Annotated in this window: 27 protein-coding genes; 4 read left to right on the top strand and 23 right to left on the bottom strand. The window is 58.9% G+C overall.

Annotated elements, in window-relative coordinates; translation table 11 throughout:
* Positions 1–2 precede the first annotated feature (2 nt).
* The 7 genes from pheS to infC all read right to left on the bottom strand — a co-directional run bounded on the left by pheS (position 3) and on the right by infC (position 5,178).
* Complete coding sequence (gene pheS, locus ACT7DV_RS00135) at positions 3–1,082, bottom strand: phenylalanine--tRNA ligase subunit alpha (protein WP_444660360.1); 1,080 nt, start codon at positions 1,080–1,082, stop codon at positions 3–5.
* A 142-nt stretch (positions 1,083–1,224) separates the two neighbouring features.
* Positions 1,225–1,866 carry an LppM family (lipo)protein gene (locus ACT7DV_RS00140; RefSeq protein WP_444660361.1) on the bottom strand — a complete coding sequence of 214 codons (642 nt, stop codon included), beginning with the start codon at positions 1,864–1,866 and terminating at the stop codon, positions 1,225–1,227.
* A gap of 78 nt (positions 1,867–1,944) precedes the next feature.
* Entirely contained in the window at positions 1,945–2,376 is a 432-nt protein-coding gene (locus ACT7DV_RS00145; RefSeq protein ID WP_444660362.1) for a (deoxy)nucleoside triphosphate pyrophosphohydrolase, read from the bottom strand.
* Between the two features lie 18 nt (positions 2,377–2,394).
* The gene (locus ACT7DV_RS00150) at positions 2,395–3,297 is read right to left on the bottom strand and encodes a TrmH family RNA methyltransferase (protein WP_444660363.1); all 903 of its coding nucleotides are present in this window, start codon (positions 3,295–3,297) and stop codon (positions 2,395–2,397) included.
* Positions 3,298–3,408: 111 nt separating this feature from the next.
* Positions 3,409–4,059: a 50S ribosomal protein L20, sunset domain variant gene (gene rplT / locus ACT7DV_RS00155; protein WP_060701153.1), complete on the bottom strand. Its 651-nt coding sequence runs from the start codon at positions 4,057–4,059 to the stop codon at positions 3,409–3,411.
* Between the two features lie 104 nt (positions 4,060–4,163).
* Complete coding sequence (gene rpmI, locus ACT7DV_RS00160; RefSeq protein ID WP_060701152.1) at positions 4,164–4,358, bottom strand: 50S ribosomal protein L35; 195 nt, start codon at positions 4,356–4,358, stop codon at positions 4,164–4,166.
* A 166-nt stretch (positions 4,359–4,524) separates the two neighbouring features.
* Entirely contained in the window at positions 4,525–5,178 is a 654-nt protein-coding gene (infC, locus tag ACT7DV_RS00165; protein WP_444660364.1) for a translation initiation factor IF-3, read from the bottom strand.
* A gap of 328 nt (positions 5,179–5,506) precedes the next feature.
* Between infC and ACT7DV_RS00170 the strand changes: the two genes are divergently transcribed.
* Positions 5,507–5,872: a DUF1844 domain-containing protein gene (locus ACT7DV_RS00170; RefSeq protein ID WP_060701150.1), complete on the top strand. Its 366-nt coding sequence runs from the start codon at positions 5,507–5,509 to the stop codon at positions 5,870–5,872.
* 130 nt (positions 5,873–6,002) lie between these two features.
* A complete protein-coding gene (locus ACT7DV_RS00175) occupies positions 6,003–6,503 on the top strand; it encodes a GNAT family N-acetyltransferase (RefSeq protein WP_444660365.1) in 501 nt (166 codons plus the stop codon).
* 48 nt (positions 6,504–6,551) lie between these two features.
* Here the strand turns inward: ACT7DV_RS00175 and ACT7DV_RS00180 are convergent, their stop codons facing one another.
* The 8 genes from ACT7DV_RS00180 to ACT7DV_RS00215 all read right to left on the bottom strand — a co-directional run bounded on the left by ACT7DV_RS00180 (position 6,552) and on the right by ACT7DV_RS00215 (position 12,764).
* Complete coding sequence (locus tag ACT7DV_RS00180) at positions 6,552–7,889, bottom strand: MFS transporter (protein WP_444660366.1); 1,338 nt, start codon at positions 7,887–7,889, stop codon at positions 6,552–6,554.
* A 37-nt stretch (positions 7,890–7,926) separates the two neighbouring features.
* Positions 7,927–8,808, bottom strand: a complete 882-nt coding sequence (locus ACT7DV_RS00185; protein WP_444660367.1) for an SseB family protein — start codon at positions 8,806–8,808, stop codon at positions 7,927–7,929.
* Between the two features lie 218 nt (positions 8,809–9,026).
* A complete protein-coding gene (priA, locus tag ACT7DV_RS00190) occupies positions 9,027–9,764 on the bottom strand; it encodes a bifunctional 1-(5-phosphoribosyl)-5-((5-phosphoribosylamino)methylideneamino)imidazole-4-carboxamide isomerase/phosphoribosylanthranilate isomerase PriA (protein WP_060701146.1) in 738 nt (245 codons plus the stop codon).
* A gap of 27 nt (positions 9,765–9,791) precedes the next feature.
* The gene (locus tag ACT7DV_RS00195; protein WP_171918751.1) at positions 9,792–9,941 is read right to left on the bottom strand and encodes a hypothetical protein; all 150 of its coding nucleotides are present in this window, start codon (positions 9,939–9,941) and stop codon (positions 9,792–9,794) included.
* 2 nt (positions 9,942–9,943) lie between these two features.
* On the bottom strand, positions 9,944–10,579 hold the full coding sequence (gene hisH / locus ACT7DV_RS00200; RefSeq protein ID WP_060701145.1) for an imidazole glycerol phosphate synthase subunit HisH: 636 nt from the start codon (positions 10,577–10,579) through the stop codon (positions 9,944–9,946).
* Positions 10,580–11,200: an imidazoleglycerol-phosphate dehydratase HisB gene (gene hisB, locus ACT7DV_RS00205; RefSeq protein ID WP_444660368.1), complete on the bottom strand. Its 621-nt coding sequence runs from the start codon at positions 11,198–11,200 to the stop codon at positions 10,580–10,582.
* Positions 11,201–11,222: 22 nt separating this feature from the next.
* Positions 11,223–12,329: a histidinol-phosphate transaminase gene (locus ACT7DV_RS00210; RefSeq protein ID WP_444660369.1), complete on the bottom strand. Its 1,107-nt coding sequence runs from the start codon at positions 12,327–12,329 to the stop codon at positions 11,223–11,225.
* Between the two features lie 81 nt (positions 12,330–12,410).
* Positions 12,411–12,764 (bottom strand): LysM peptidoglycan-binding domain-containing protein, encoded by a 354-nt coding sequence (locus ACT7DV_RS00215; RefSeq protein ID WP_444660370.1) that lies wholly within the window; start codon positions 12,762–12,764, stop codon positions 12,411–12,413.
* Positions 12,765–13,022: 258 nt separating this feature from the next.
* On the opposite strand from ACT7DV_RS00215, the gene lexA reads away from it, so the two are divergent.
* Entirely contained in the window at positions 13,023–13,742 is a 720-nt protein-coding gene (lexA, locus tag ACT7DV_RS00220; RefSeq protein ID WP_060701141.1) for a transcriptional repressor LexA, read from the top strand.
* A 45-nt stretch (positions 13,743–13,787) separates the two neighbouring features.
* On the opposite strand, the gene ACT7DV_RS00225 is transcribed toward lexA, so the two are convergent.
* From ACT7DV_RS00225 to hflX, 3 genes are read right to left on the bottom strand one after another with little or no spacing between them, the layout of a single operon-like run.
* Positions 13,788–14,897: a glycoside hydrolase family 76 protein gene (locus tag ACT7DV_RS00225; RefSeq protein WP_444660371.1), complete on the bottom strand. Its 1,110-nt coding sequence runs from the start codon at positions 14,895–14,897 to the stop codon at positions 13,788–13,790.
* A gap of 53 nt (positions 14,898–14,950) precedes the next feature.
* A complete protein-coding gene (locus ACT7DV_RS00230) occupies positions 14,951–16,948 on the bottom strand; it encodes an ATP-dependent DNA helicase (RefSeq protein ID WP_444660372.1) in 1,998 nt (665 codons plus the stop codon).
* Entirely contained in the window at positions 16,941–18,602 is a 1,662-nt protein-coding gene (gene hflX, locus ACT7DV_RS00235) for a GTPase HflX (RefSeq protein ID WP_444660373.1), read from the bottom strand. Before hflX ends, ACT7DV_RS00230 begins: the two co-directional genes overlap by 8 nt.
* A gap of 327 nt (positions 18,603–18,929) precedes the next feature.
* Between hflX and ACT7DV_RS00240 the strand changes: the two genes are divergently transcribed.
* Positions 18,930–19,535 carry a class I SAM-dependent methyltransferase gene (locus tag ACT7DV_RS00240; protein ID WP_444660374.1) on the top strand — a complete coding sequence of 202 codons (606 nt, stop codon included), beginning with the start codon at positions 18,930–18,932 and terminating at the stop codon, positions 19,533–19,535.
* 67 nt (positions 19,536–19,602) lie between these two features.
* Here the strand turns inward: ACT7DV_RS00240 and dapF are convergent, their stop codons facing one another.
* The 5 genes from dapF to recA form a co-directional block, all read right to left on the bottom strand.
* Positions 19,603–20,538, bottom strand: coding sequence for a diaminopimelate epimerase (gene dapF / locus ACT7DV_RS00245; RefSeq protein ID WP_444660375.1), 936 nt, complete (start codon positions 20,536–20,538; stop codon positions 19,603–19,605).
* 8 nt (positions 20,539–20,546) lie between these two features.
* Positions 20,547–21,473 carry a tRNA (adenosine(37)-N6)-dimethylallyltransferase MiaA gene (miaA, locus tag ACT7DV_RS00250; protein WP_444660376.1) on the bottom strand — a complete coding sequence of 309 codons (927 nt, stop codon included), beginning with the start codon at positions 21,471–21,473 and terminating at the stop codon, positions 20,547–20,549.
* A 4-nt stretch (positions 21,474–21,477) separates the two neighbouring features.
* Positions 21,478–23,007, bottom strand: coding sequence for a tRNA (N6-isopentenyl adenosine(37)-C2)-methylthiotransferase MiaB (gene miaB, locus ACT7DV_RS00255; RefSeq protein WP_444660377.1), 1,530 nt, complete (start codon positions 23,005–23,007; stop codon positions 21,478–21,480).
* Between the two features lie 476 nt (positions 23,008–23,483).
* A complete protein-coding gene (locus ACT7DV_RS00260) occupies positions 23,484–24,248 on the bottom strand; it encodes a regulatory protein RecX (RefSeq protein ID WP_444660378.1) in 765 nt (254 codons plus the stop codon).
* 98 nt (positions 24,249–24,346) lie between these two features.
* Positions 24,347–25,399 carry a recombinase RecA gene (gene recA / locus ACT7DV_RS00265; RefSeq protein WP_444660379.1) on the bottom strand — a complete coding sequence of 351 codons (1,053 nt, stop codon included), beginning with the start codon at positions 25,397–25,399 and terminating at the stop codon, positions 24,347–24,349.
* Positions 25,400–25,621 lie beyond the last annotated feature (222 nt).

Raw genomic sequence — 25,621 nt, forward strand, 5'->3', positions numbered from 1 at the left:
GCTTAGATCTCCATCCCGAAGTGCTGGCTGAAACGGATGTCGCCCTCGATCATGTCGTGCATGTCGGGGACATCGTTGCGGAACATGAGCGTGCGCTCAATGCCCATGCCGAAGGCAAAGCCGGAGTACTCTTCCGGGTCGATGCCGGCAGCGCGCAGCACGTTCGGGTTGATCATGCCGCAGCCGCCCCACTCGATCCAGCGCGGGCCGCCCTTGGCACCAGGGTGCCAGATGTCCAGCTCGGCCGATGGCTCGGTGAAGGGGAAGTAGGCTGGGCGCAGGCGGATCTGGGCTTCATCGCCGAACATCTGGCGCGCGAAGTGCTCCAGGGTGCCGCGCAGGTCGGCCATGGTCAGGCCCTTGTCCACGGCCAGGCCTTCGAACTGGTGGAAGACCGGGGTGTGGGTGGCATCGAGCTCATCGGTGCGGAAGGTGCGTCCTGGGCACAGCACATAGACCGGCAGATCGCGCTCGAGCATGGAGCGGACCTGCACCGGGGAGGTGTGGGTGCGCAATACCAGGTGCGCGTCGGCAGGCTCGATGAAGAAGGTATCCTGCATTTCGCGGGCCGGGTGGTCCGGCTTGAAGTTCAGCGCATCGAAGTTGAACCATTCGGATTCAACTTCTGGGCCCTCGGCGATTTCCCAGCCCATGCCGACGAAGATGTCGGACACCCGGTCCTGCAGGACCGAGAGCGGGTGGCGGGCGCCAATGGGTCGGCGGCGCGCGGCGGCGGTGACGTCAACGGTCTCTTCGATGAGGACGCGGGCGGCTTCTGCTTCTTCCAGCACCGTGGTGCGGGCAGCCAGCGCCTTGTTGACCCGTCCGCGGGCCGAGCCAACCAGCTTGCCAGCGACGGCCTTCTCGGACTTGTCGAGCTGGCCGATCTGTCGGTTGGCCAGGGACAGCGCCGACTTCTCACCGGTATGAGCCAGGCGGGCTTCCTTCAGCTCGTTCAGGTCACCGGCAGCCTCGATGGCGGCCAGGGCAGCTTCAACGGCTGCCTGGATTCCTGCTTCATCGGTCGGGTGCGGAACGTTGGGCTCCCCGTCGGGAGCTGGTCCAGTTGTCTGATCAGACATGGGATCGATCGATCCTTACTCTTATCTTGTACTTACGCGTAGAACACTTTGGTTCCATTCTATTGCCAAGGGCCCGTGATCGTTTCACCGATGACGGGCCCTTGACGTGAAGCTTCTTACCAAGAAGCAGCAATCCAGATGCTTAGTGCGCTTCCTTGGCGCCCTTTGGCGCGAAAGCCAATACGAAGACCAGAGTCAGGACGAGTATTGCTCCCCCGAAGATCGCCGAGTAGAACAGCGAGTGGTCGAATTTGCCGGTGGCCTGGTACACCGGAGCGCCCTCGATCATGTCAAAGGTCACAGTGTGGTGCTCGACTTCGCCCGGGGCGTGGGAGGTGACTTCACCGGGGAAGTTCACGTGCAGGTTGGCCTCGGTGAAGGAGGAGTCAACGGCAGCCTTGTCGCCTGGCATGGAGAAGGTCACTTCCTTGCCGTCGTCAGCCAGGTTGATCTCAAATCCGAAGACCTTGAACGCGTCCTTGAGCTGGGTATAGGTTTTCACGCCATCGGTTTCGAAGCGCAGGCCAACGTTCTCGCCCTCCTCGATTTTCGAGTAGGTCCACTTGCCGCCAATCTGCTTTTCCATGGCAGCAGTGTCAACCTGGGAAGCCAGAAGTTCATCGAGGCTCATGCCCTGAAGGTTTTCCTTGTTCATGGTGACTTCAACGGCACCGGTCGTCTTGTCTTGACCCTGAACGTTGACTTCTGCATTCATGTTGACGCAGCCGGACAAAGCTAGGACGGCGGTAAAGACCAGCGCGATCACGCTCAAAAGTCTCTTCACGGAAAAGGGCTCCTCAAAAATGTGGGGTTCAGAAAACGTGCATTGCCTCAACGGGCGCTAGTTCAAGCTTACGCGTCTTTATTTGGTCGCACTTGCACGTGCTTGCTCCAGGCACGCCGCGACAATCGGTGCATCCGCTGGGATCCATTCAACGGCCTTGGGCAATGAGCCATCGAGCGCGAGCCAGGCCAGCTGATCATGTCCATCCAAGGTGTCGGGCACCCCAGCGGTGATCTGTGCAAACCACATCCGCATGGCTGCCTTCTCGTTCAGCGGCCACCCTTGGCGGTGGGGACCTGGGATGGGCGCGCCTAGCTGGATGGTGACTCCGAGCTCTTCGCGCAGTTCCCGGTGCACCGCGTCGATTTCGCTCTCCCCCGGCTCAACTTTCCCTCCGGGGAACTCCCACAATCCGGCCAGGGATTCGGGCCGGTTGCGGCGGGCCGCTAGCAGTTTGCCCGGAGCTTCCAGATCATCAACGATGGCTACCGCGACAATTTGTTTCAGCATTCTTGTTTCCGGCATGGGTTAGCTCGACTTGGAGGCGTGCTGGGCCCGCGCTGATGCGTACAGGCATACGGTCGCTGCGGTGCCCACATTCAGCGATTCGGCCACGCCGTAGAGCGGAACGGCCACGGCATGGTCTGCGGCCTGCTTTTCATGCTCGTCAAGGCCCTGCCCCTCGTTGCCGAAAAGCCATAGCGTTGGCGCTTCCAGGACTGGCTGGCCCTCAAGCCCCTGATCTTCTTCCGCACCGCTGTGGTGCGCTCGGAGGACTGCGGCATCCTGGAGCGAATCAAGGTTGAGCGCACCATATCCATCGGCGGCCAGCACTTGGCTTCCGGTGGTTTTAGCGGCTTCGATGAGATGGTCGAATTCGATGTTGTTCAGCACCGGCAGGTGGAACAGCGAGCCGACGGTGGAACGCACGGCCTTCGGGTTGTAAATATCAACGCTGCCCTTGGTCAGGATTACTGCGTCGGCCCCGGCGGCGTCGGCAGCACGCAGCACGGTGCCTGCGTTGCCCGGATCCTGGACTCGGCAGAGGACCGCAATGAGCTGCGGCTTGGAGGAGAGCACTTCGCTCAATGGCGGCTGGGCGATCGCAGCGACGGCAAGAATTCCCTGCGGGGTCTGGGTATCGGCCATGGCATGCAGTACTTCGCCGGTGACGATGCGCGTTGGAACCTGCGTTTGCTCGAGCAGTTCTGCGAACTCGTCATGGCTTTCGCGGAAACCACCCACCACGTAGACGGCCTGGAGAAGGTTGTCATCCAGCAGGTGGGCTTTGAGTGCTTCCCGCACGGCCTGTGGTCCTTCGACCAGGAATTCCCCTGTGGCTTCACGCCCCTTGCGGTTGGCAAGCCGGGCAACGGCTTTGACTCGTTCGGCGCGTGGATTGGACATCACTTCAGGGGGAAAACTGCTCATACTTCGAGAATACCGGTAGAAACACTAATGGGCGGGTTCCGCGTCATGCGCGGAACCCACCCATCGGTGTGATCTGTCCTACCTGAGCACTAGCTCAAAGGGAGAAAAGATTTACTTCATCTGCTGGCGGGATTCTCCACCAGCTGGTTCGAAGCCTGCAGCCTTGGCAGCTTCAACCGAGTTGAACCAGAATTCAGCTTCGGTCTGCTCGTACCAGGTCGAGCCTGGAACGTGGTACTTGTTCGAGCCGGCGTTGCCCTTGATAACGAAGCCCTCAGGAGCGTCTTCGCCTTCAACAGCCTTGATTACGCCTTCGCCCTCGACGGACTTGGCAGCGGCAGCCTTTGGAGCCTTGGCAGCCTTTGGAGCAGCAACCTCTGCGGCAGCGCGTGGAGCGTTGACGTCAGCTGGAAGAGCTTCCTTTGCAACCTTAACCAGGGTTGCGAATGCGTTGGAGTCCGATACGGCCAGTTCGGCCAGCATGCGGCGGTCAACCTCGATCTCAGCAGCCTTCAGGCCCTGGATCAAGCGGTTGTAGGTCATGCCGTTGGCGCGGGATGCAGCGTTGATGCGCTGGATCCAAAGGCGGCGGAAGTCACCCTTGCGCTTACGGCGGTCGTTGAAGCTGTAAACGAACGAGTGGAGCAGCTGCTCCTTGGCCTTACGGTACAGGCGCGAACGCTGACCGCGGTAACCCTTTGCGCGTTCCAGAACGACGCGACGCTTCTTGTGGGCGTTTACAGCCCGCTTCACACGTGCCACGTGTGTACTCCTTCAAGTCAGTTCCCCAGTGCCCGCGATTTTGCGGGGTGGGAGAAATCTATGGGTGGTGGGGTATTGCTTCCCCGAATTGCGAAAGGGAGAGCTTAGAGGCCCAGCATCCGCTTGATGGTCTTTACATCGGCCTTAGCGACGATCTGGTCAGAAGCCAGGCGACGGGTAATGCGCGAGGACTTGTGCTCCAGGTAGTGGCGACGGTTGGCCTGCTGACGAACGAGCTTACCGCTACCGGTCAGCTTGAAGCGCTTCTTGGCGCCACTGTGAGTCTTGAACTTCGGCATAGCTGCCGTTCTCCTAACGTGCTCCACACGGCAAAATTACCGCATGGGGATCATCCGAAGCGGGCCCCGTATAAGGTGACCGCTGTTGTTCTCTTGTAGTTGGACCTTCCCGGGGGAAGATCCTTCACCGTAAACGGTGACGGGCTCGAAAGCCCAACAGGCTTGGCTAGGCGTCGCCTTCAGCTGCTTGGCGGGCCTGCTCCAACTTGGCGCGGGCTTCGTCATCCATAGCTGCTGCAACGTTCTGGCCCTCGGTTTCAGCTGGAGCGTCGGTGCGGATCTTGCGCTTGGCCGCATTACGGCCACCGGACTTCTGCTGTTGCTGTTCGCGGCGAGCCTCTGCCTTGTTCTTCAGCGGACCAACAACCATGACCATGTTTCGGCCATCGATGCGCGGGCTGGACTCAATGATTCCAACCTCGGCGACGTCTGCTGCAAACTTTTCCAGCAAGCGGATACCCATCTCTGGACGCTGCTGTTCACGACCGCGGAACTGGATCATGGCTTTCACCTTGTCGCCAGCGCCCAGGAAGCGCAACGCGTGCCCAACCTTGGTCTCGTAGTCGTGAGTGTCAATCTTCAGGCGGAAGCGAACTTCCTTCAAGACCGTGTTGGTCTGGTTCTTACGAGCTTCACGAGCCTTCACAGCGGCTTCGTACTTGTACTTGCCGAAGTCCATCAGTTTGCACACTGGAGGCTTGGCGTTGGGTGCCACCTCGACCAAGTCCAGATCGGACTCATGAGCCAAACGAAGCGCGTCCTCGATGCGGACGATGCCTACCTGCTCACCATTGGGGCCGACGAGACGTACCTCTGGCACGCGAATGCGCTCATTAATGCGTGGATCGCTGATGTGTCACTCCTGAAATTCGTAATCCATAACCGCAAACGAAGAAGGCCCCCGTCTGCGATTGCAGGCGAAGGCCAAAAGAGAACGACATGATGAATGGCGCACATCATTGCGCCTGCATCTGGGGATTGCACGAATGCGATCCTGCCGAAATACCCGGAAGCCTGGAAACGGCGACAGCGGGTGGGAGATGGCCTCCACTTGCATGGCTCAATACTAGTACGAATCGGGCATCCAGGGCTAACTGGAGAACATGAGAAGTACCGGCATCGAGTCGGTCTGTGACAAGCTTAGCAGTATGAGTACCGAAGACACCAACTCGCATCAGCACCTCGTCGATCAGCAGGTGCGCGATATCGCCGAAGTACCGGCTGTAGAAATCATCACCACCGCGGCGGTTCACCTCATGAGCGCGGCCGCCGTTAAATGCGGCCTGGCCGAGGGCGAAGACGCCGTTGAGCTGAAGGATCTGGATGAAGCTCGAAAGCTGATCACCGCTCTTGCAGGCCTAGTCACCGCGGGCGCACCTGAGATCGGTTCGCAGCACGCAGCTCCGTTGCGCGATGGCCTGCGCAGCTTGCAGCTGGCGTTCCGCGAGGCTTCGCTGATCCCGGATGCTCCAGGCAAGGGCCCCGGCGAAAAGTTCACCGGCGCTGTCAACTAAGCAATCATCCTAGTTTTTTAAGAGATTAACATCATGGGCTCGGCTTCTTCGGAAGCCGAGCCCATCGTTGTCTGCATCACAAGATCCCTTTTGCGCAGCGAACCGGCCGCTTCGAGCTAGTGTTGTTCCAATGGAACTGATCGAACAGCCCGTCTTGGACGCAACGCCCTATTATCTGCGCCCGTTTTCGCTTCAGGACATCCCGCTCATCAAGCAGGCTTCGACGGACCCCTACATCACAAAGATCACCACCGTGCCGCTACAGGGCGATCATCAACAATGCCTGGAATTCATCTATCGCCAATGGAGCAGAACCACGGATGGAACCGGATACTCATTCGCCATCGCGGATTCGACAACCCACCGGGCTGTCGGGCAGATTGGCCTGTGGTTCCGCGACGCCCGCCACGGACGGGCAAGCATCGGCTACTGGGTGGGCCCCGAACATCGCCGTCAAGGCATTGCCGCCTGCGCGTTGAACACCCTCGCTGATTGGGCCCTGGACTATCCGGGCATCCATCGTGTTCGAGCTCTACGTCGAGCCGTGGAACGAAGGCTCCTGGCGTGCGGCCAAGCGCAGCGGGTTCCAGCGCGAAGGGTTGTTGCGCGGCTGGGAGCTGATCGGCAATGAGCCCAAGGACCTGTATATGTACTCGCGCATCGCCGAGAGGGCGCAGGGCTAGGCCGTAGTTTCCCAGCGCTGCCGGCGAGCCCGGCGCACCCGACGGCGAATCTGCTGGGCAATCAGGGCGGCCAAGACCACGATGGTGGCCATGATGCCAATGCCGACAAAGGCGTAAGCCGGGCCAATGCTGTCCACGAAGAGCCCGGTGACCGGTGAACCCAATGCGGTGCCAGCGGTCATCGCGGAACCGTACCAGCCCATGGCTTCGCCACGGCGCTTTTCGGCCACCAAATCGGTGAGCCATTCCGAGGCGGCCGAGAGGGTCGGCGCACAGAGGAAACCGGGCAAGGCGGAGAAGAAGGCCAAGGACCAGGTGTCCCACGCGAAGTACATCGGGATCGTCAAAATCGCCATGAACAACAGCAGCAGCAGGGGCGAAACCACTCGCTTCATGGAGCCGTAGACCAGGCCGCCAATCAGCGAAGCACCGCACCAGAAGAAGAACACCAATCCGAGGCGGTGGCTTTGCATGGCGGCATCGAGCTCGGCCACGATGGCCACTTCGGTGCCGGTGAGCAGCATCCCCGCTCCGGCGGAGGCGATGAAAACCGCCAGCACCGAAGCACTGATCCAGCTGAAGCGGCTCTTGAAGGCCCGTCCGCGCTTCTTGATCCTCGCCCGCGCCGACTTCCAGCCAGCAACGATCAGTTCGCCTTCAACCTCCTGCACGCCCATTGGGGCTGCGGCAATGAAGCTGGCCTCGGCACCCAGCCGCTCTTCATGGGCATTGGGCTGCATGGCGATGGCCTTGGGGTCATCGCTGCGAGTTGGCGGGTTGAGGATCATCAGCGCCAGTCCGGCCAGGGAGGCGGTCAGTCCAATGACGCTTAGCCCGATCACGCTGCTGATCTGGGTGGCAACGATGCCGGCAGTTGCCGGCCCGACGATGAACACCAATTCGGTGGCTGTCGCGTCCAAGGCAAATGCGGTTCGCCGCTGCTCGCCGGTGGTCATGATGCCCAAGGCCGTACGCACCACGGAGAATACTGGCAGGGCGAATAAACCGCCGACGAAGGCCAAGGGGTAAACCCAGACCAGCGGCACGTGCGGGACGGTGCACCAAACCAGGGTTTCGACGATGATCGAGGGCAGCATGGCCCGGCGCAATCCCCACGAGTCGACGCGTGATCCGCGCCAGGGCGCGCCGATGGCGATACCCAGGGTCATCAAAGCAGTGACCAAGCCGGCCGAGACCCAGCTCTGTTCAAGGTTGTTGACCAGATGCAGGAGCAAGAGCATGCTCAGTGCAGAGTGAGGAAGTCGGGCAATCATGCCAATCAGCAGGAGCATCGAGATCTGCGGCTGGCGCAGAATCTGCCAATAGCTTTTCATGCCCGAGGTGTTCCTTACTTCTAGGAGCCCGCCGAGTCTAGCTTGGCGCGCTATGCAAACTGAGTTCTAGGGAATCCACCGCTTCAGTGAATTCAGTGTTCTGGGCCAAGCGCCCCTGGATGGCGCCGGTGATTTCCTGCGCCTTCTCCCGGCTTGTTCCCGGTGCGAAAACGAACTGCAAATTGAGTTCTGGTCCGGATCCGCCGCCAGGAACCATCTGGCCGTCCCTGGTTCTTGAGCCTACTCCCCTGCCTGGAGCCAGCTTCACGGCCTGCAATTGGCTGAAGCCTTCGGTGGCGTCCTGCACGAGGTTGGCGATCTGTTGATTCTGATAGCTCGGAGTCCAGTCGATCTGCTTGGCGAGGTTCCAGACCCCCGGTCGGCGCAGGACGAAAGTGAAGTCGCTGCCCGGATCAAGGACCAGCAGCTGGCATTCCTCGCTGACCGCCGAGAGTGCCGCGCGCGGGGCAAACACTGCCACCGGCCGGGCCTCCTTGTGCCAGGCTTGCAATCGTTCGACGGTGCTGAAGACAGGCAGGGCCATTCGACCGTCCGGAGCATTGATCTTCACCAGCGCCATGTCGGCTTCCTTGTCCGAAGCGAAACCGTGCTCGGTCATGGCTTCTTCGCCAAGCTGGGCGACGACCGCCACGAACACCCGTGCGGTGGCCAAGGCCTTGTGGACTTCGGCCTCGGAGCCTTTGCCGTTGCGCAGCTGCGCCAGCGCCTCCATGGTTTGGGAGTCGGCGCTGCCGTCGTCCTTGTCGAAATTATGCAGGGGGTTGCCCTCGCCGCTGAGGTCGCGCCCTTCCCAATCCTGCCCCGCAGAGTCGGCGGGTGAACCAGCCTGGGCCAAGGCCGCGACGATATGTCCAGGCAGGTGGCGTTGAGGCGCTGATTCAGAATGCTCCGTGCTCATAGCTCCATGCTATCGGTGGATTTGCTTCAGTTGAAAGGACGGACGGAATCTTCTCCCATGAGCTTGAACACCACGGATGGGTAATTCAAGATTTTTTGCGGAAATCAGCAGCCGGCGAATGCCCTCTGGTTTCATCGTGCGCTGTCCGCACCAGAAAACAAAAGACGGCTTGAATGCCCAGTGGCATTCAAACCGTCATTGTGGTGGAGCGAGCGGACTTAGCGGCGTCCTGCTACGTCCAGGGCCTCCTGCAAGGTGAACTGTCCTGAGTACAGGGCCTTGCCCATGATGGCGCCCTCGATGCCTTCTGGAACTAGCTCGCGAAGCACACGCAGGTCTTCGAGCGACGAGATGCCGCCCGACGCTACGACAGGCTTGTTGGTTTTTGCGGCAATTTCACGCAACAGCTCGACGTTCGGTCCGCGAAGGGTGCCGTCCTTGGTCACGTCGGTGACGACGTAACGGGCGCATCCGGCATCTTCCAGGCGCGCCAGGACCTCCCACAAGTCGCCTCCATCTTTGGTCCAGCCGTGGCCCGACAAGGTGGTGCCTCGAACGTCCATGCCCACTGCGATCTTGTCGCCATGACGGGCGATGGCCTGCTTGGTCCATTCAGGATTTTCTAGCGCAGCGGTTCCCAAGTTGACGCGGGTCGCGCCAAATTCCAAGGCGCGGTCCAGGGACGCATCGTCACGAATGCCTCCAGAGAGCTCAACTTTGATGTTCAGTTCCTTGGCGATGCGCTGGACGATCTCCACGTTGCTGCCGCGGTCAAAAGCAGCATCCAAATCAACCAGGTGCAGCCATTCAGCGCCTGCGTTCTGCCAGGAAAGGGCCGCTTCCAGTGGATCGCCGTAGCCGGTCTCGGAACCGGCTTCGCCCTGGACCAGACGCACAGCCTGGCCTCCGGCGATGTCTACGGCGGGCAAGAGTTCGAGAATTGGTTGCTCGCTCATAATGTCCTTTGTAAAGAAATGAATTTTTTAGAGGGCCAGTACCCACGCGGCAATGATGCTCATTGCTGCGAGAGCCCATAGCGCGATGACCCAAGAGATATGGGCCTTCTGGCTTTTGAGGGAGATAGCTCCGCCAGCCAGGAATGCGCCAACGAACCCAAGCACGATGGTCCACATGCCTACAGGGTGCCCAACCAGTTGCGCAACAGCTGTGCGCCGGCTTCGCCTGACTTTTCGGGGTGGAATTGCACTGCCGACAGTGGACCGTTCTCCACTGCGGCCACAAATGGGGTTCCGTGCGTGCTCCAGGTAACTTGAGGCGGAGTCATTGCAGGTTGCGTAACGTCGAATTCCCACTTCTGTACTGCGTATGAGTGCACGAAGTAAAAACGCTCGTTCTCGACGCCGGCAAAGAGCTTGGTGCTAGCTGGTGGCTGCACGGTATTCCAGCCCATGTGCGGAATGACATCGGATTTGAGCCGTTCGACGGTGCCGGGCCATTCCCCGATACCGGCAGTTTGGACTCCGTGCTCAACGCCTTCCTCGAAGAAGACCTGGTGGCCGACGCAAATCCCCAATACGGGTTGTCCTCCGGCGATGCGGCGGCCGATCCAGCGCAGGGCTCCAATATTCGTCAGCTGTTCCATCACGGACGCGTAGGCGCCAACGCCAGGAACAACCAGCCCGTCAGCGCTCATGACCTTTTCGGGATCTGCAGTCAGCTCCACGTGAGCACCCGCGGCTTCCAGCGCCCGGACAGCCGAACGGACGTTGCCCGAACCGTAGTCGAGAACAACTACATTCTTCTTTTCCACTTACAGTGCACCCTTCGTGGATGGAATCTTGTCACCCATGCGTTCGTCGAATTCAACGGCTTCGCGCAGGGCTCGTGCAAAGGACTTGAACTGGGCTTCAACAATATGGTGTGGATCGCGGCCCGAGAGCACCTCGATATGTGCACAAATCTGGGCATGGAAGGTGATGGCTTCAAAGACGTGGCGGGTCATGGAACCGGTGAAGTGCCCACCGATGAGGTGGTATTCCTGCCCCGCCGGCTCGCCGGAGTGGACGAGGTAGGGGCGTCCGGATACATCCACCACTGAACGCGAAAGTGCTTCATCCAATGGAGCATATGCGGTGCCGAAGCGCCGGATGCCGGCCTTGTTGCCCAGGGCAACGCGCAGCACTTCGCCGATGGTGATGGCGGTGTCCTCCACGGTATGGTGCACGTCGATGTGGGTATCGCCCGTTGCCCGAACGGTCAAGTCAATGAGCGAGTGCTTGGACAGCGCGGTGAGCATGTGGTCGTAGAACGGCACGGACGTGCTGATATCCGACACACCAGTTCCATCGAGATCTAGTTCTACGAATACGGACGATTCGCTGGTGACGCGTTCCATGCGGGCGCGACGTGCGCCAATCAATTCGGCAGCCATGTCTTCCTTCGCTTGTTCTTGATTACTTTTCCGCGCCGAGCAGCTCGGATAGACGGTCCAAGAACGCAGTAGTTTCTGATTCGGTTCCGGCGGTTACTCGCAGAGTGCCCGGGATCCCATTGTCGCGGACGATAATGCCTGCTTCCAACAATCCTTCCCACACCGCGTGGGGGTTCTCCAGCCCGCCGAAAAAGACGAAGTTGGAGTCGGAGACGGAAGGCTTAAGCCCAAGCTCTTTCAAGCGCGCAACAATTCGATCTCGTTGCGTTTTGATGTCTTCCACCTGGGCCAACAACAAATCGATATTCTTCAGCGCCGCTACGGCAGTTGCTTGCGTGACGGCCGAGAGGTGGTACGGCAGCCGCACCAAGCGAATGGCATCGGTGACTTCAGGCGCCGCTGCGAGGTACCCGACGCGGGCGCCGGCAAGGCCAAAGGCCTTTGACATGGTGCGCGTGACGATGAGCCGCTGGCGGCCTTCAAGCAAGGTGAGCGCCGATTTGGTGCTGGACAAGGAAAACTCGGCGTAGGCTTCGTCAACAATGACCATGCCATTGTGCTCGCTCATTGCGTCATATACGGCTGTGATCACGTCCAGGCCAAGCGCCGTGCCCGTGGGGTTGTTGGGAGAGCACAGGAAGACAATGTTCGGTTGGTGCCTGAGAACTTGTTCTGCCGCGGATTCTGCGGAGAGAGTGAAATCCTCGGCGCGCGTACCGGCGATATATGTTGTATCGGTCCCGCTAGCGAGGAGGGGGTACATCGAGTATGTTGGCCCGAAACTCATGACGCTTCGTCCTGGCCCGCCGAATGCTTGCAGGATTTGCTGGAGGATTTCGTTCGAGCCGTTTGCCGCCCAGATGTTCCCTGCGGTCAGGGAATGGCCGAGATAGTTAGCCAGCAGTTCACGGAGTTCGGTGAATTCACGATCCGGGTATCTGTTGAGGCTGGTTGCTGCTTTTGCGACCTCTTGCGCAATGGCATCCACGACGGTTGGCGGAAGCGGATGAGTGTTCTCGTTGACATTCAGCTGAATGGGCACGTCGATTTGTGGTGCGCCATATGGGGATAGCCCGCGGAGATTCTCACGCAAGGGCAGCTGACTCAAAAGTTCACTGCGGTCATTCACGCAATAAGTCTACGTGTGTACCGGCTTGGCGGGTGAATCCGCTACGAGCCAAGGTAACAATCCCCTGCCTCGATCGATGCTCTAACCAGCGAGCACCGGGATCGACAGCGAGTCGCCAACGTGGATCTCGCTTCCCTGGAGGGAGTTGAGTTCCGAAATGTGGCTGACAGCAGAAGTGACGTCGTAGCCCTGGGCGTATTCCTTGGCCAAGCTCCACACGGTATCGCCCGGGATAACGGTGACGTCCACAGTTTCGACGCCCATTGGGAGTTCAGATGATGCCTTTGCATCAGAAGCGAACATCGAGAAGAAGAACACTGCAGCTACGGTTAGCGCAAAAACTGGAATGCCCACCAAAACAGCCCAGCCGCGGCGGTTGATCCGGATCTTCAATGGACTCTGGGTTTGATTTGAGTCAAGTGCGAGGGTTGCCATGACCTTATCTCCTCAAGATTGTGTAGCGATGCGAAGTTATATTCGATACGTAGATTTCGAAGACTTGTTCGAAACTAGTACATCTGTTCTAACAGAGCTTCGTCCGACTTGTCCAGAAGTTTTCGAACAAATCTTTGAAAGAAGCTCGCTTATCCACTAAGATTTCGAAGTAGACGAGCAATGAAAACATCACACCATCTGGCTCCGACAGTTTGGACTGCTGAACTTTCGACAGATAGCTAGGGAAGGCAAAATCTCATGTCAGCTTCACAACGCACTCCCCGATCGAATGCACGCTCGTTGACGATTCGCCAAAAGAAGATCCTGGAAACGATCCAGCGTGCCATCGGCAAGAACGGCTATCCACCATCCATGCGTGAGATTGGCGACTCGGTAGGACTCAAGAGCCTTTCGAGCGTCACCCACCAATTGAGCCAGCTAGAAAAGCTCGGGTACATTCGTCGAGATCCACGCCGTCCACGCGCCATGGAGATTTTGTTGCCACTGCAGTTGGCGGACGATGCTGAGAACTCAACGGCGTCGGAGGCTGCAGAGAGCAAGGCTGCCGAAGACGCGATGGTCATCGAGCTCAGCACGTCAGCCGATACCACCATGGTTCCATTGGTCGGCCGGATCGCTGCTGGTGGGCCGATCCTTGCTGATCAGTCTGTCGAAGATGTTTTCTCGTTGCCTCGCCAGCTGGTCGGACACGGCGAATTGTTCATGCTCAAAGTCTCTGGCGATTCCATGGTTGATGCCGCTATCTGCGATGGTGACTGGGTAGTCGTCCGCCGTCAGCAGAATGCTGAAAACGGCGATATCGTCGCTGCATTGCTGGACGAAGAAGCCACTGTCAAAACCTTCCGGCAGCGCGATGGGCATACATGGCTGCTGCCCCAGAACTCACGCTACGAACCGATCTTGGGCGACGCGGCCAAGATCATGGGCCGTGTTGTTTCTGTGATGCGTTCGCTCTAATCGCATCAGGCATGAGGGGTGTTGGTGCGCAAGCATCAACACCCCTCAGTCCATTACTCCCTGCGATTTCGGTTTCGATTCGCAGCGTTGTGCTGCGCTGAAGATCATCCAACGCTGAACTGCCGCTGAGAGCCGTCGTGGTTCTTCGTTGACCAATCGGCTAGCTGTCGACGTCACCAAATCGCGTGCGATGCCCCGAACGTCCAGATCCATGCGATCATCGTTTGCGCAGAGGGCCAGGTATCGGCAGAGAATCCCGGCAAATAGGTTGCCATCGCCTCCTCCATCAAGCACCAGGGATCCAGCCTCATCGGCCAGATGCCGGCGTGTGGCATGAACAAGTGCAGCAGCATGCTCCAAATCAGCCGCGGTACCTAATTCCAGCAGCGCGCCGAGCACCGGACCCTGGTTATAGGTATAGAGATGATCTTCCAGTTTTTGGCCTGATGAAGTGAGTCTGAGCCCATCAAAATATAAACCGTGCTGGTCGCTGAAGATGTTGGAATGCATCCAGTTAAGCAGCTCCCTGGCTTGTTCGCGATCACCGATGCGTGCGAAAAAGAGTGCGGCAGGAGCGTTGGCAGGGGCATTCTTGAAATCGCGTTTCCTCGACCAGTACAAGCCGCCATCGAGGACTTCGTCGATGCCGCTTTCCAATTGCTTGCGCAAAGTCGTTATTGCTCGTTTTGCACCGCGGTGGCTGTGCCCTTCCAGCTTCCGGGAAAAGGCCAGCAACCTCTGGCTTGCCAGCGCCAGCCATGCCATATCGTCAAAGAAGTAGTTCGGGAAGACTCCGAAATTGCGTATGCGGATTCCTGCCAGCAGGTCTTTGGAACGGTGAAGTTCGCGCCGGGCTGCATCACGATCGCCAGCTTCCCAATAGCCCAGCCCGTCGTCAAGGATCGCATCCAGATAGTGGGCCTGCCACCAATAGTTCCACTCAGCAAACGGATGAGAAAATCCATTCATATTGCTGAGCATGCTTCCGTCATGCATCCGGTGCTGAAGGCTATAGGGCCGGCCAATCCACGTGCCTGGCAGGCGAAGGAGCCGATGGCCAAAACGCGCATGCGTATCTTCGGCTGCTTCACGCGCCAGTTCCCTCATGGATTTCATCTTGCCTTCCGGAATTTGCCTTCCCTGTGGCACAGACATTAGTGCATTCAACGAGCCCGAGTCACCGGGTCATTGATTTCAAGCACCGGAAGTTACTTTTCAGCAGGCTTGAGGCGTTCCAGAACTCCAGAAATAACCTTCTTGTCTACTGTGGGCCACATCGGTGGCAGGGTAGCCTTCAGGAAGCTTCCATAGCGCGCCGTGGCCATGCGCGAGTCCAATATGGCAACAACGCCCCGGTCGTTGACCGATCGGATCAGGCGTCCTGCGCCCTGCGCCAAGCGGATGGCGGCATGAGTAGCCGAAACCTGCATAAAGCCATTGCCACCGTGCTTGGCGACGTCTTCGGTCCGGGCCTTCGAAATCGGGTCGTCCGGGCGTGGGAATGGAATCTTGTCGATGATGACCAGACGGCAGGAATCCCCCGGGACGTCAACTCCCTGCCACAGCGTCATCGTGCCAAAGAGGCAAGTGTCGCGTTCCTCTGCGAACTGTTCAACCAGGGATTTCATGCTGGCCTCGCCCTGGCACAAGATGTCCACGTCCAGCCGCTCGCGCAAGATGCTGGCGGCTTCTTCCGCCGAACGCTTCGAAGTGAACAGCGCCAGTGCGCCACCGCCGGATGCCTTGATGAGATCTTCAATCTCGTCCAGGGTCTCAGCGGCAAGTTGACGGCCAGGTTTTGGCAAATGCCTGGCTACGTACAGGATGCCTTGTTTTGGATAATCAAAAGGGCTTCCCACATCGACGCCAGTCCATGTCGGGGCTCCGTTCCCCATCAAGCCCAGTGAACCGGCCACGGCATCAAATTGCGAACCGATAGCCAACGTTGCACTGGTGAGTACGACGGTGCGGCCATCAAATAGGCCTTCGCGCAGTTTTCCTGCCACCGACAGCGGTGCGACATTGAGCGTTGCCGGTTGGGATTCTTCGGCCTCGACGTAGCCTCGGCCTTCTACGAATTCCCGTGGGCGCGTTGTGTAGAGAACTTCGCGGCGCTCTTCAGATTCGAGCATCCGCAGAGAGTCATCCATAACAGCCTGCAGCTGGGATCGTGCAGTCTGTCGTCCGCCATCGGCGGGCGCGTTCGCCTCTGGCTTGGACAGCGCCAATGCGAGGCGAGCCTGCTCAACAATGTCATTGAGTGCAATGCCCATGTCTTCGCGCAAGCCTTGCTCCAGCAGACCGGTGGGGATCCCGGTCAGGGACTTCTCCAGTCGGTTGGCCGCTTTGACCATTTCATCGACGTTCACGCCGCAGTGGCGCTTGGCGCCACCAGCAGCAGTCATCACCGTTCGAGCCGACAGCGCGCCAGACACCGAGCTGGTCACGCGGTCCTGCAGTTCGTGGGCCTCATCGATGATGGCCACATCGAAATCCGGCAAGACCGACAGGCCTTCAAACGCAGACACCGCCAGCAAGGCATGATTGGTGATCACCACGTCAGATTCGGCTGCGCGGGCGCGCGCCATTTCCGAGAAGCATTCATCGGCCATCGGGCACTTTTGAGAACCCAGGCATTCCATCGCCGAAACCGAAACCTGCTTCCAGGCCTTGTCGCTGACGCCGGGCACCAATTCATCTCGGTCGCCGGTGTCGGTGCGCTCTGCCCAATCGCGAAGTTTCATCACTTCACTCGCAAGCGGTGAATAGGTAGTTCCGGCGGGTACTGCCGGTTCATCCATCGAGAACAGCGTGCCTTCGTCATCGGGGTATCCGCCACCGAGCTTGTATTGGCACAGGTAGTTGGAGCGGCCTTTGAGCAGAGCCACATCCATGGGACGGGAGAGCTTGCCCTTGAGTGACTCAAGTAATCTCGGCACGTCGCGACCGACAATTTGCGACTGCAACGCGAGTGTAGCGGTTGAAACAATCACTGGCTTGGCACTAGTTTGCGCATGGGCCAGCGCCGGAATGAGATAGCCCATGGACTTTCCCGTTCCGGTGCCAGCTTGAACCAGCAAATGTTCTTCGTCTTCCAAGGCAGCCACCACGTGCTTGACCATTTCCTGCTGGCCTGTACGCATGGCGCCACCCATGGAAGTTACCGCGGCCTCAAGAAGCTCAAGGGCCTGCTCTTGCTTATCCATGAATGTTGAAAGTCTCCAACTCTGCCGCCAGGGAATCGCGCACCTTGACGATCAATCGCGTGCCGTTGTCCAGGTGTTCGCTTTCCAGGATTTCAGATTCGCTCTGATGCAGCTTTGCAATCAAATCCCCGCGGTTGTACGGGATGAGAACTTCAAGCTGAATGCCTGGACGCGGAATCGACGAGCTGATCTTTTCCAGCAGCTCGTCGATGCCCTCACCGGTGTGAGCCGAAACCACGGAGGTATTGGATTCACGGTTGCGGATTCGTTCAATGACAAATGGATCCGCGACGTCAGCCTTATTCAGGACGATGATTTCCGGGATATTCAACGCGTCAACTTCGCCAAGCACGGTACGAACGGCCTGAATCTGCCCCTCCGGGTCAGGGTGCGAAGCATCCACGACGTGCAGGATTAGATCAGAATCGGCAATTTCTTCCAGAGTTGAGCGGAAGGCTTCCACCAACTGGGTTGGAAGGTTCGACACGAATCCAACTGTATCGGCCAACGTATAGGTCAGCCCGTCTTCAGTCGCCGACTGGCGCACGGTTGGATCCAAGGTGGCGAACAGCGCGTTCTCCACCAGGACACCGGCGTTGGTCAGACGGTTGAGCAATGATGATTTTCCGGCGTTGGTGTATCCGGCGATGGCCACCGCAGGCACTTCATTGCGCTTGCGGTTGGCGCGCTTGGCCTCACGAGCAGGCTTCATGGCCTTGATCTCGCGACGCAGCTTGGCCATGCGGTCGCGAATTCGGCGACGGTCCATTTCGATCTTGGTTTCACCCGGGCCGCGCGAGCCAATGCCGCCACCAGCGGCGCCTACACGGCCACCAGCCTGGCGGGACATCGATTCGCCCCAGCCGCGAAGACGTGGCAGCAGGTACTCGAGCTGAGCCAGTTCAACCTGTGCCTTGCCTTCCCGGGACTTCGCATGCTGGGCAAAGATATCAAGGATCAGGCTTGTGCGGTCAATAACCTTGACCTTCACAATGTCCTCGAGGGCGCGGCGCTGGGACGGAGCCAGCTCAGCATCAACCACCACGGTATCCGCGCCGGTGGAGGCAACGATGCCGCGCAGTTCCTCGGCCTTGCCCGACCCCAGGAATGTCGAAGGGTCCGGCTTGCTGCGGCGCTGCACCACGCCGTCGAGAACTTCGGAACCTGCGGTCTCAGCCAAGGCGGCCAGTTCGCGCAGGGAGTTTTCGGCGTCGGTGACGGTGCCCTCGCTCCAAATACCAGCCAGCACAACGCGCTCCAGGCGCAGCTGGCGGTACTCGACCTCGGTAACGTCTTCGAGTTCGGTGGACAGGCCCGCGACGCGACGCAGGGCGCGACGCTCCGCGAGATCGTCCTGGTCCCCGTCGTATTGGGTAAAGCCGGTCGAGAAGCGGTTGAGCGCAGTGGCCTGCCCGGAGAAGATTGAGGTATCTTCTTCTCCGAAATGCTGGACCTGTGGGCTTTGGGCTTCATCGGCTTCGAGGATCCGGTCGATAGCGGCCTGGATCTGGGCATCATCCATTGATGCCGAATCGTGCTCGTGTGACTCGGAGTTAGTCATGGTCTCCTTAGAAGTACTTCGCATTCCAGAATAGTGCGATTGACCCCCAGTTCGCGACGTGACGCGTTGGGGTTCTGTCGGTTCATCAAACATTCGTGGTCCTTTTGACAGCGCTCAAAAAATATAGGCAAGCAGGTGAATGCGGGGTTACCGAGGTGCGAAGGCGAATGGCAAGGTGTGTGATGCACAACTTGCGGAAAACAAAAAAGACTTCGCCGTCTGCCAATCCTTCAATGCCGGCACGCCAAATAGGCGCGTCGCCGGGGAGGATCGCGAGGTAACCGCTGCGGTTACGTATTAGACGAAAACGAAAGTCATAGGGAAAACTCTATCAGTCAATGTTCAAGCTGCCTATATCGCTTTGCTCACGTTGAATGCGCTGGTCTTTGGCCACGGGAAGCACAACGATAAACTTTGCCTATGACCTCGGATCACTACTTCACCGCCAGCCCAGCCTCGGCCGATGAACGACGCACCATTGAAGTCGAAATTAACGGCACGGTGCGCAAGGTTCAGACAGCCGCAGGAATCTTCTCGCCTTCAGGCTTGGATAAAGGCACCGCAGTGTTGTTGCAGCATGTCCCCACCCCACGCGGGCGTGTGCTTGACATCGGATGCGGCTGGGGACCCATTACCCTGACCGCTGCCGAGAGGTCCCCCGAATCCACGGTTCACGGCGTGGACGTCAATGAACGCTCGATCGAATTGACCCGGCTGAATGCCCAGCGCCTGGGGTTGGGCAACGTGGTTGTCGGAACCCCCGATTCCGTTGAACCCGGTCTACAGTTCCATACCATCTGGTCCAATCCGCCCATCCGCATCGGCAAGGAAGCGCTGCACGAACTTCTGATGCTGTGGCTGCCGCGCCTGGCAGCAGGCGGGGACGCCTGGCTGGTAGTGCAGAAGAATCTGGGGAGCGATTCCTTGCAGAAATGGCTGGCCGAACAGCTTCCCCAGGACTGGTCGATCACTCGCGAGGCCACGGCCAAGGCCTTCCGCGTCCTGAAGGTTTCGCGACCGGCCTAGAACCTCATTCCAGCAATTGCAGGCATCTGTCCATAGGACGAGATGCCTGCAATTTTTGCTTCACCGGCTACTTCGCGCCGATCACTCCGCGTGCAACTAGTTCTGCAGGGCCGGAAAGGATCGTGTCTTCGCCGCCGGCATCGTTGGCACGGAATTCAACGCCTACGAGGCCGCCTGGCACCGACACGGCCCACTGGTTGATCAGCGCCGTGCCTCGGGCCCAGTATCGAACCGCGGCGGCGGCAGCGCATGCGCCGGTGCCACAGGAAAGGGTCTCCCCTACTCCGCGTTCATGAACGCGCATCGTCACCTGGGCAACTCCGTCCTCTTCGATCAGCGGCTCGTTGGGAACCACGAATTCGACGTTGGTGCCGTTTTCAGGCTTTGGTGCGACTTCTGGTTCTACGAACAGCTCAAGGCTGTCGAGCATGTCGATATCGGGAAGGGCCACCACTGTGTGCGGGTTGCCCATGGTGATGCTCAAAGCTGGCAGCGCCTGTTCCCAACCGCGTGGCTTGACCATGGAATCTATGGAGTCGGCTTCCGCCTGGTCCTCGAAGATCAGTCCCCACGGACCCAAATTCACCGCGTAGCCTTCAACAAGCCGGGTGATCATCTTGATGCCGGCGCGGCTGCCGATGTGGATGCTCTGGCCTACGGGAAGATCCACCAGGCCTTCAGCGATCAGGAAGTGGGCGAAGGCGCGCACCCCGTTGCCGCACATTTCGGCGATGGAGCCATCGCCATTCCGGTAGTCCATGAACCAGTAGGCCCCTGGATTCTGGGCCACCTGCTGTTCGTACCCGGGCACCTTGGATGTGGGAACCGCGCGAATCAAGCCGTCGCCGCCGATGCCGAAGCGCCGATGGCACAGTGCTGCCACCTGTTCGGCGGTCAGATCCACCGCGGCTTCCGGATCCGCAATCAAGACGAAGTCGTTTCCTGTGGCATGGCCCTTGGCGAAAGGCTGCCCCGCCAGTTGGCCTAGTTCGGTGCTGTACATCGATACTCCTAGCGTGTTGGTTCCTTGGGTGGCCTGCCGATGAGGGCGAGTGCTTTGCCAATGAGGTCCGGTTCGGTGGGGTCCAGCCACTTGACCCGCGGGTCAGCGTTGAACCATGTGATTTGGCGTCGGGCAAATTTTCTGGTGGCAACCACCGTCTGGGTTATGGCCTCGGCCCGGGTGATTTTTCCGTCAAGATAATCCGTGTACTGCTGGTACCCGATCGCGCGAGAAGCTGTTTTGCCTTCGCGCAGTCCCAGTTCCAGCAAACCGGCAACTTCTTCAGCCAATCCCATCGCATCCATTGTGTGCACACGTGCTTCCAATGCTTCATGCAACGCTGAACGATCGTAATTTAGTCCGATCTGAAGAGCCGGAGCAATGTACTCGCGCTGCGGCATGTAGGAGCTGAACGGGCGCGCGGAAATTTCATGGACTTCCAAGGCCCGGATAGCCCGCCGCAGATCCAGGTTGCGCTCGGCGGACACGGGGTCCACTTCAGCTAGCCGGCGGCGAAGATCTCCGTCGCCCTTTTCCTGGACCTCTGCTTCCAGCTTCTTCCTGACGCCTGGATCGGTGGGCGGAAAATCGATGACATCCAGTGCCGCCCTGACATAAAGTCCAGATCCGCCTACCATGATCGGCACCTTGCCACGCGCTCGAATTTGCGCGAATTGCTCGCGTGCTTGTTCTTGAAACGTGGCAACCGAGGCTTCTTCGGCGATCGACAGAGTGTCCATCAGATGATGTTCGATGCCCCCGCGTTCAGACACCGGCAACTTTGCGGTCCCAATATCCATGCCCCTGTAGAACTGCAGGGCATCAGAATTAACGATTTCCCCGCCCAGCTGTTGGGCCAGTGCAATCGCCAAGTCCGATTTGCCGGTACCGGTAGGACCGACGATGGCGATGATCGGCAGATGAGTTTCCGTCATAGGGCTAGCTGCGAACTTTGAGAGTTGGCATGCCCAAATTTGTGCGGCCCGTGGCGGTAGTTTCACCCGGAGCAGGAACGCCACAGCTTTCTGCCTGCGCGCGGTCCCAGGCGTCTCCGGCGCGGGAACGGCGCAATGAGTACTGGCCGGAATCAGGGTCTGAAATGAGGTGGAATGCTGCCACTTCGGTAATGGGCAGGGTCACCAGATCGCCTGGGCGCGGCGTTTGCGCTCCCTCGGGCACGGAGAAGTGCACAAGCCGCTGGTCCTGCGCACGGCCAGCAAGCCGGTGCGTTTCCTCGGCCTTGCGCCCCGACTGCTCGGTCACCATGACTTCCACGGTTCGTCCCAGCTGCTTGGCGTTTTCTTCCTTGGCGATGCGGTCCTGCAGCGCGGTCAGGCGCTCGAAGCGTTCCTGGACCACTGCTTTGGGCAGCTGGCCTTCAAGGGTTGCCGCGGGCGTGCCAGGCCGCTTGGAGTACTGGAAGGTGAAGGCCGAGGAGAAACGCGAAGCCTCGACAACGTCCAAGGTTGCCTGGAAGTCCTCTTCGGATTCACCGGGGAAGCCGACAATGATGTCCGTTGTGATCGCGGCGTGCGGGATTCGCTCGCGCACCTTGTCCAAAATTCCGAGGAATTTCTTGGAACGGTAGGATCGGCGCATTTCCTTGAGCACCTTGTCGGATCCGGACTGCAATGGCATATGCAGCTGCGGCATGACATTAGGTGTTTCGGCCATTGCGTCGATGACATCGTCGGTGAAGGCTGCAGGGTGAGGGCTGGTGAATCGTACGCGTTCGAGCCCTTCGATTTCGCCGCAAGCGCGCAGGAGCTTGCCGAAGGCCAGGCGGTCCCCGAATTCAACGCCGTAGGAGTTGACGTTCTGGCCCAGCAGGGTCACTTCGATGGCGCCGTCGTCAACGAGCGCTTGGATCTCGGCCAGAATTTCGCCGGGACGACGGTCGCGTTCCTTGCCGCGCAGCGACGGAACGATGCAGAAGGTGCACGTATTGTTGCAGCCTACGGAGATCGATACCCAGCCGGCGTACACGGACTCGCGCCGCGTTGGCAAAGTTGAAGGGAAGACGTCAAGAGATTCGAGGATCTCAAGCTCTGCCTTCTTGTTGTGTTCTGAACGAGCCAGCAGTGCAGGCAAGGACCCGATGTTGTGGGTTCCGAAGACCACATCGACCCAGGGAGCCTTTTTCAGGATGGTGTCTCGATCCTTTTGCGCCAGGCAACCACCAACCGCAATTTGCATGCCTGGGCGCTCTGCCTTGATGCCCTTGAGGATGCCGAGGTTCCCGTAGAGCTTGTTGTCCGCGTTTTCTCGCACTGCGCACGTATTGAAGACGACGACATCAGCAACGCCGTCCTTGAGCTCCTCAGGCTTTCGGCTCAATCCTGCGTCTTCCAAAAGACCAGAAAGCCTCTCGGAATCGTGGACGTTCATTTGGCAACCAAAGGTGCGTACTTCATAGGTACGCGGCAGTTCTTCGGTTTCCGGGATGCTCACGGTTTGTTGCTCAGTCACCCTTCAAGATTACCGAAATTTCCATCTAGCTGAAATGTAGGCGACCCTAGGGCGAACGCCCACGAATTGGAGATGAGTACTCGTGAATCATCTGGAGCGCAGCGCAGCGGTTTCCGATACGATCGAGTTGTTCCATCTAATGACGATTTCAAGGCATGCGAGCAGAACCGCGGGTTGCAACGCTGGCGAACCACCAGTTAGGAGTCCAGTTGGGCGCGCTTTGCCACTGTCGCGCTCCATGAAGGTTTTCCATTGGTGGATGGCTTCCCCAGCGCGCTGTTCCTTTTTGCCGTTCCGATGGCGATCAGCGTAATCCCGCCAATGGATTACAGAACTGACGATCTGCTTTTTAATATTGGGACAGGTTCAATATTGGTTGCGATCGCTGTCATCATTTTGTGGGTTTACCAATGCTTGGATGACTGGCTATTTCGCTTGGGCAAGAGGCCATTCATGCGAAAGAAACATCGATAGCCTCAGGATCTGAACCGTTCTTCCCATTCTTCGCGAGCTACCTTGAATGCCATCGAACCGTTGTAGCCTTTGCGTCCGAGCATTCCAACTAAACGGCGCAAAGCCTTGTCGCGATCTGCTCCCATTGATTCTGGACGGAGTTTTGCGCGGACGAGTTCGCGGGCGCGCTGTTCTTCTGCTTCATCGTCAATCTGTTCCAACGCTTCGGCGGCGAGTTCATCATCGACGCCTTTTGAGCGAAGCTCATGCTTAATCGCGCCGCGGGCCAGCCCCCTGGAGCGGGCTCGCGTCACCACCCATGACTTCGCAAAACGCTGGTCATCGACAAGATTGATCTCCGCGTATCGCTCAATGAGTTCGTCAGCGATTTCTTCCGGGCATTCCTTGTCCAGCAGCTTGTCTTTGAGCTGCTTTGCGGTCTTGTCGCTGGCAGTTAGCTGGCGAAGCAGGATGTTTCGCGCTTTCTCACGCCACTGTTCGTCGGTGAGTTCTTCCGCTTCCCCCGCTTCGCGGGCCAGCTTCCGGGCTTCCCGCGCTTCGCGGCGTTCCTTCTTCGACAGCTTCGGGGGTGCTGGTGCGGCGACGATGCGTTCCATCGCTGCACGCAGTTCATCGACGCTTTCAGGCTTTTTGCTCTCCTGCGGAGCTGGCACAATGATGCGGCGATGACCATGTTCAGGAAGTTTCGACGTGGAGTCCTCTGCGCCCGCCGGTTCCGAGGCCGGCGCTTTCGCTGCCTGGGGGTCGGGCTTCGCCCAATCCGGCATGTCGTCGAGGCTTCCCTGAAACTCTTGCGAAACGGACGTAGCGTCCGCCCCGGATTTGTGTCCGGGGCGGACGCTACGTCGTTGGAAGTTTGAGGACACTACTTGTCGCCCTCGACGACTCGCAGTTCTGTCTCGTCTTCTTCAACCTCGTCCTTTGGCAGGACGCCGAGCTTCTGCAAGATCTGCCGCTCGAGTTCATCGGACAGGTCTGGATTATCGCGCAAGAATCGACGGGCGTTTTCCTTGCCCTGGCCCAGCTGGTCGCCATCATAGGTGAACCAGGCGCCGGATTTCTTGACCAGGTTGTGCTCGACACCCATGTCGATCAGCGAACCTTCGCGAGAGATTCCGTGACCGTAGAGGATATCGAATTCAGCCTGCTTGAAGGGAGGAGCCATCTTGTTCTTGACGACCTTGCAGCGGGTGCGGTTACCCACCGGGTTGGTGCCCTCTTTCAAGGTCTCAATGCGGCGGATATCGATACGGACCGAAGCGTAGAACTTCAGCGCCTTACCACCGGTGGTGGTTTCAGGGCTGCCGAAGAAGACACCGATCTTTTCACGCAGCTGGTTGATGAAGATGGCCGTGGTCTTGGATGCCGAGAGGCGACCGGTGATCTTACGCAGAGCCTGCGACATCAGTCGAGCCTGAAGGCCAACGTGGCTATCGCCCATTTCGCCCTCGATTTCGGCGCGTGGCACCAGTGCGGCCACGGAGTCGATAACGATGATATCCAATGCACCGGAACCCACGAGCATATCCATGATTTCCAGCGCCTGCTCGCCGGTATCCGGCTGCGAGACCAGAAGCGCATCGGTATCTACACCAAGCTTCTTGGCGTATTCAGGATCAAGGGCGTGCTCGGCGTCAATGAAGGCGGCGACGCCGCCAGCCTTCTGCGCGCTGGCAACAGCATGGAGCGCCACCGTCGTCTTACCGGAAGATTCCGGGCCGTAGATCTCCACGACGCGACCACGTGGCAGGCCGCCAATTCCCAGGGCGACGTCCAATGCGACCGAACCCGTTGGGATAATTTCAATAGGGGCACGGGTTTCATCGCCCAGGCGCATGACCGAGCCCTTGCCATAGGCCTTGTCAATTTGGCCGAGGACAGCCTCTAGTGCCTTTTCTCGATCATTATTTGCTGCCATGGTTCACCTTTGCTCATGCAAGCCGGAAGCGACCTGCTCATGATTTATGTCCTGCTGTAGACAGTATGCTCATCCACCGACACTTTGGACTCTGATAGCCCGCCAGTGTGGACAATCTCAGTGCTTAAGTTTTTGGTGCAGTTTCCTGCGCTGCTTCTAGGATAAGCATATCCGAACAGATGTTCGAAATCCAACACGGCGTTTTCGAAGTATCGAAAACAC

Source organism: Glutamicibacter sp. TV12E, from assembly GCF_052441935.1.
Lineage (GTDB): Bacteria > Actinomycetota > Actinomycetes > Actinomycetales > Micrococcaceae > Glutamicibacter.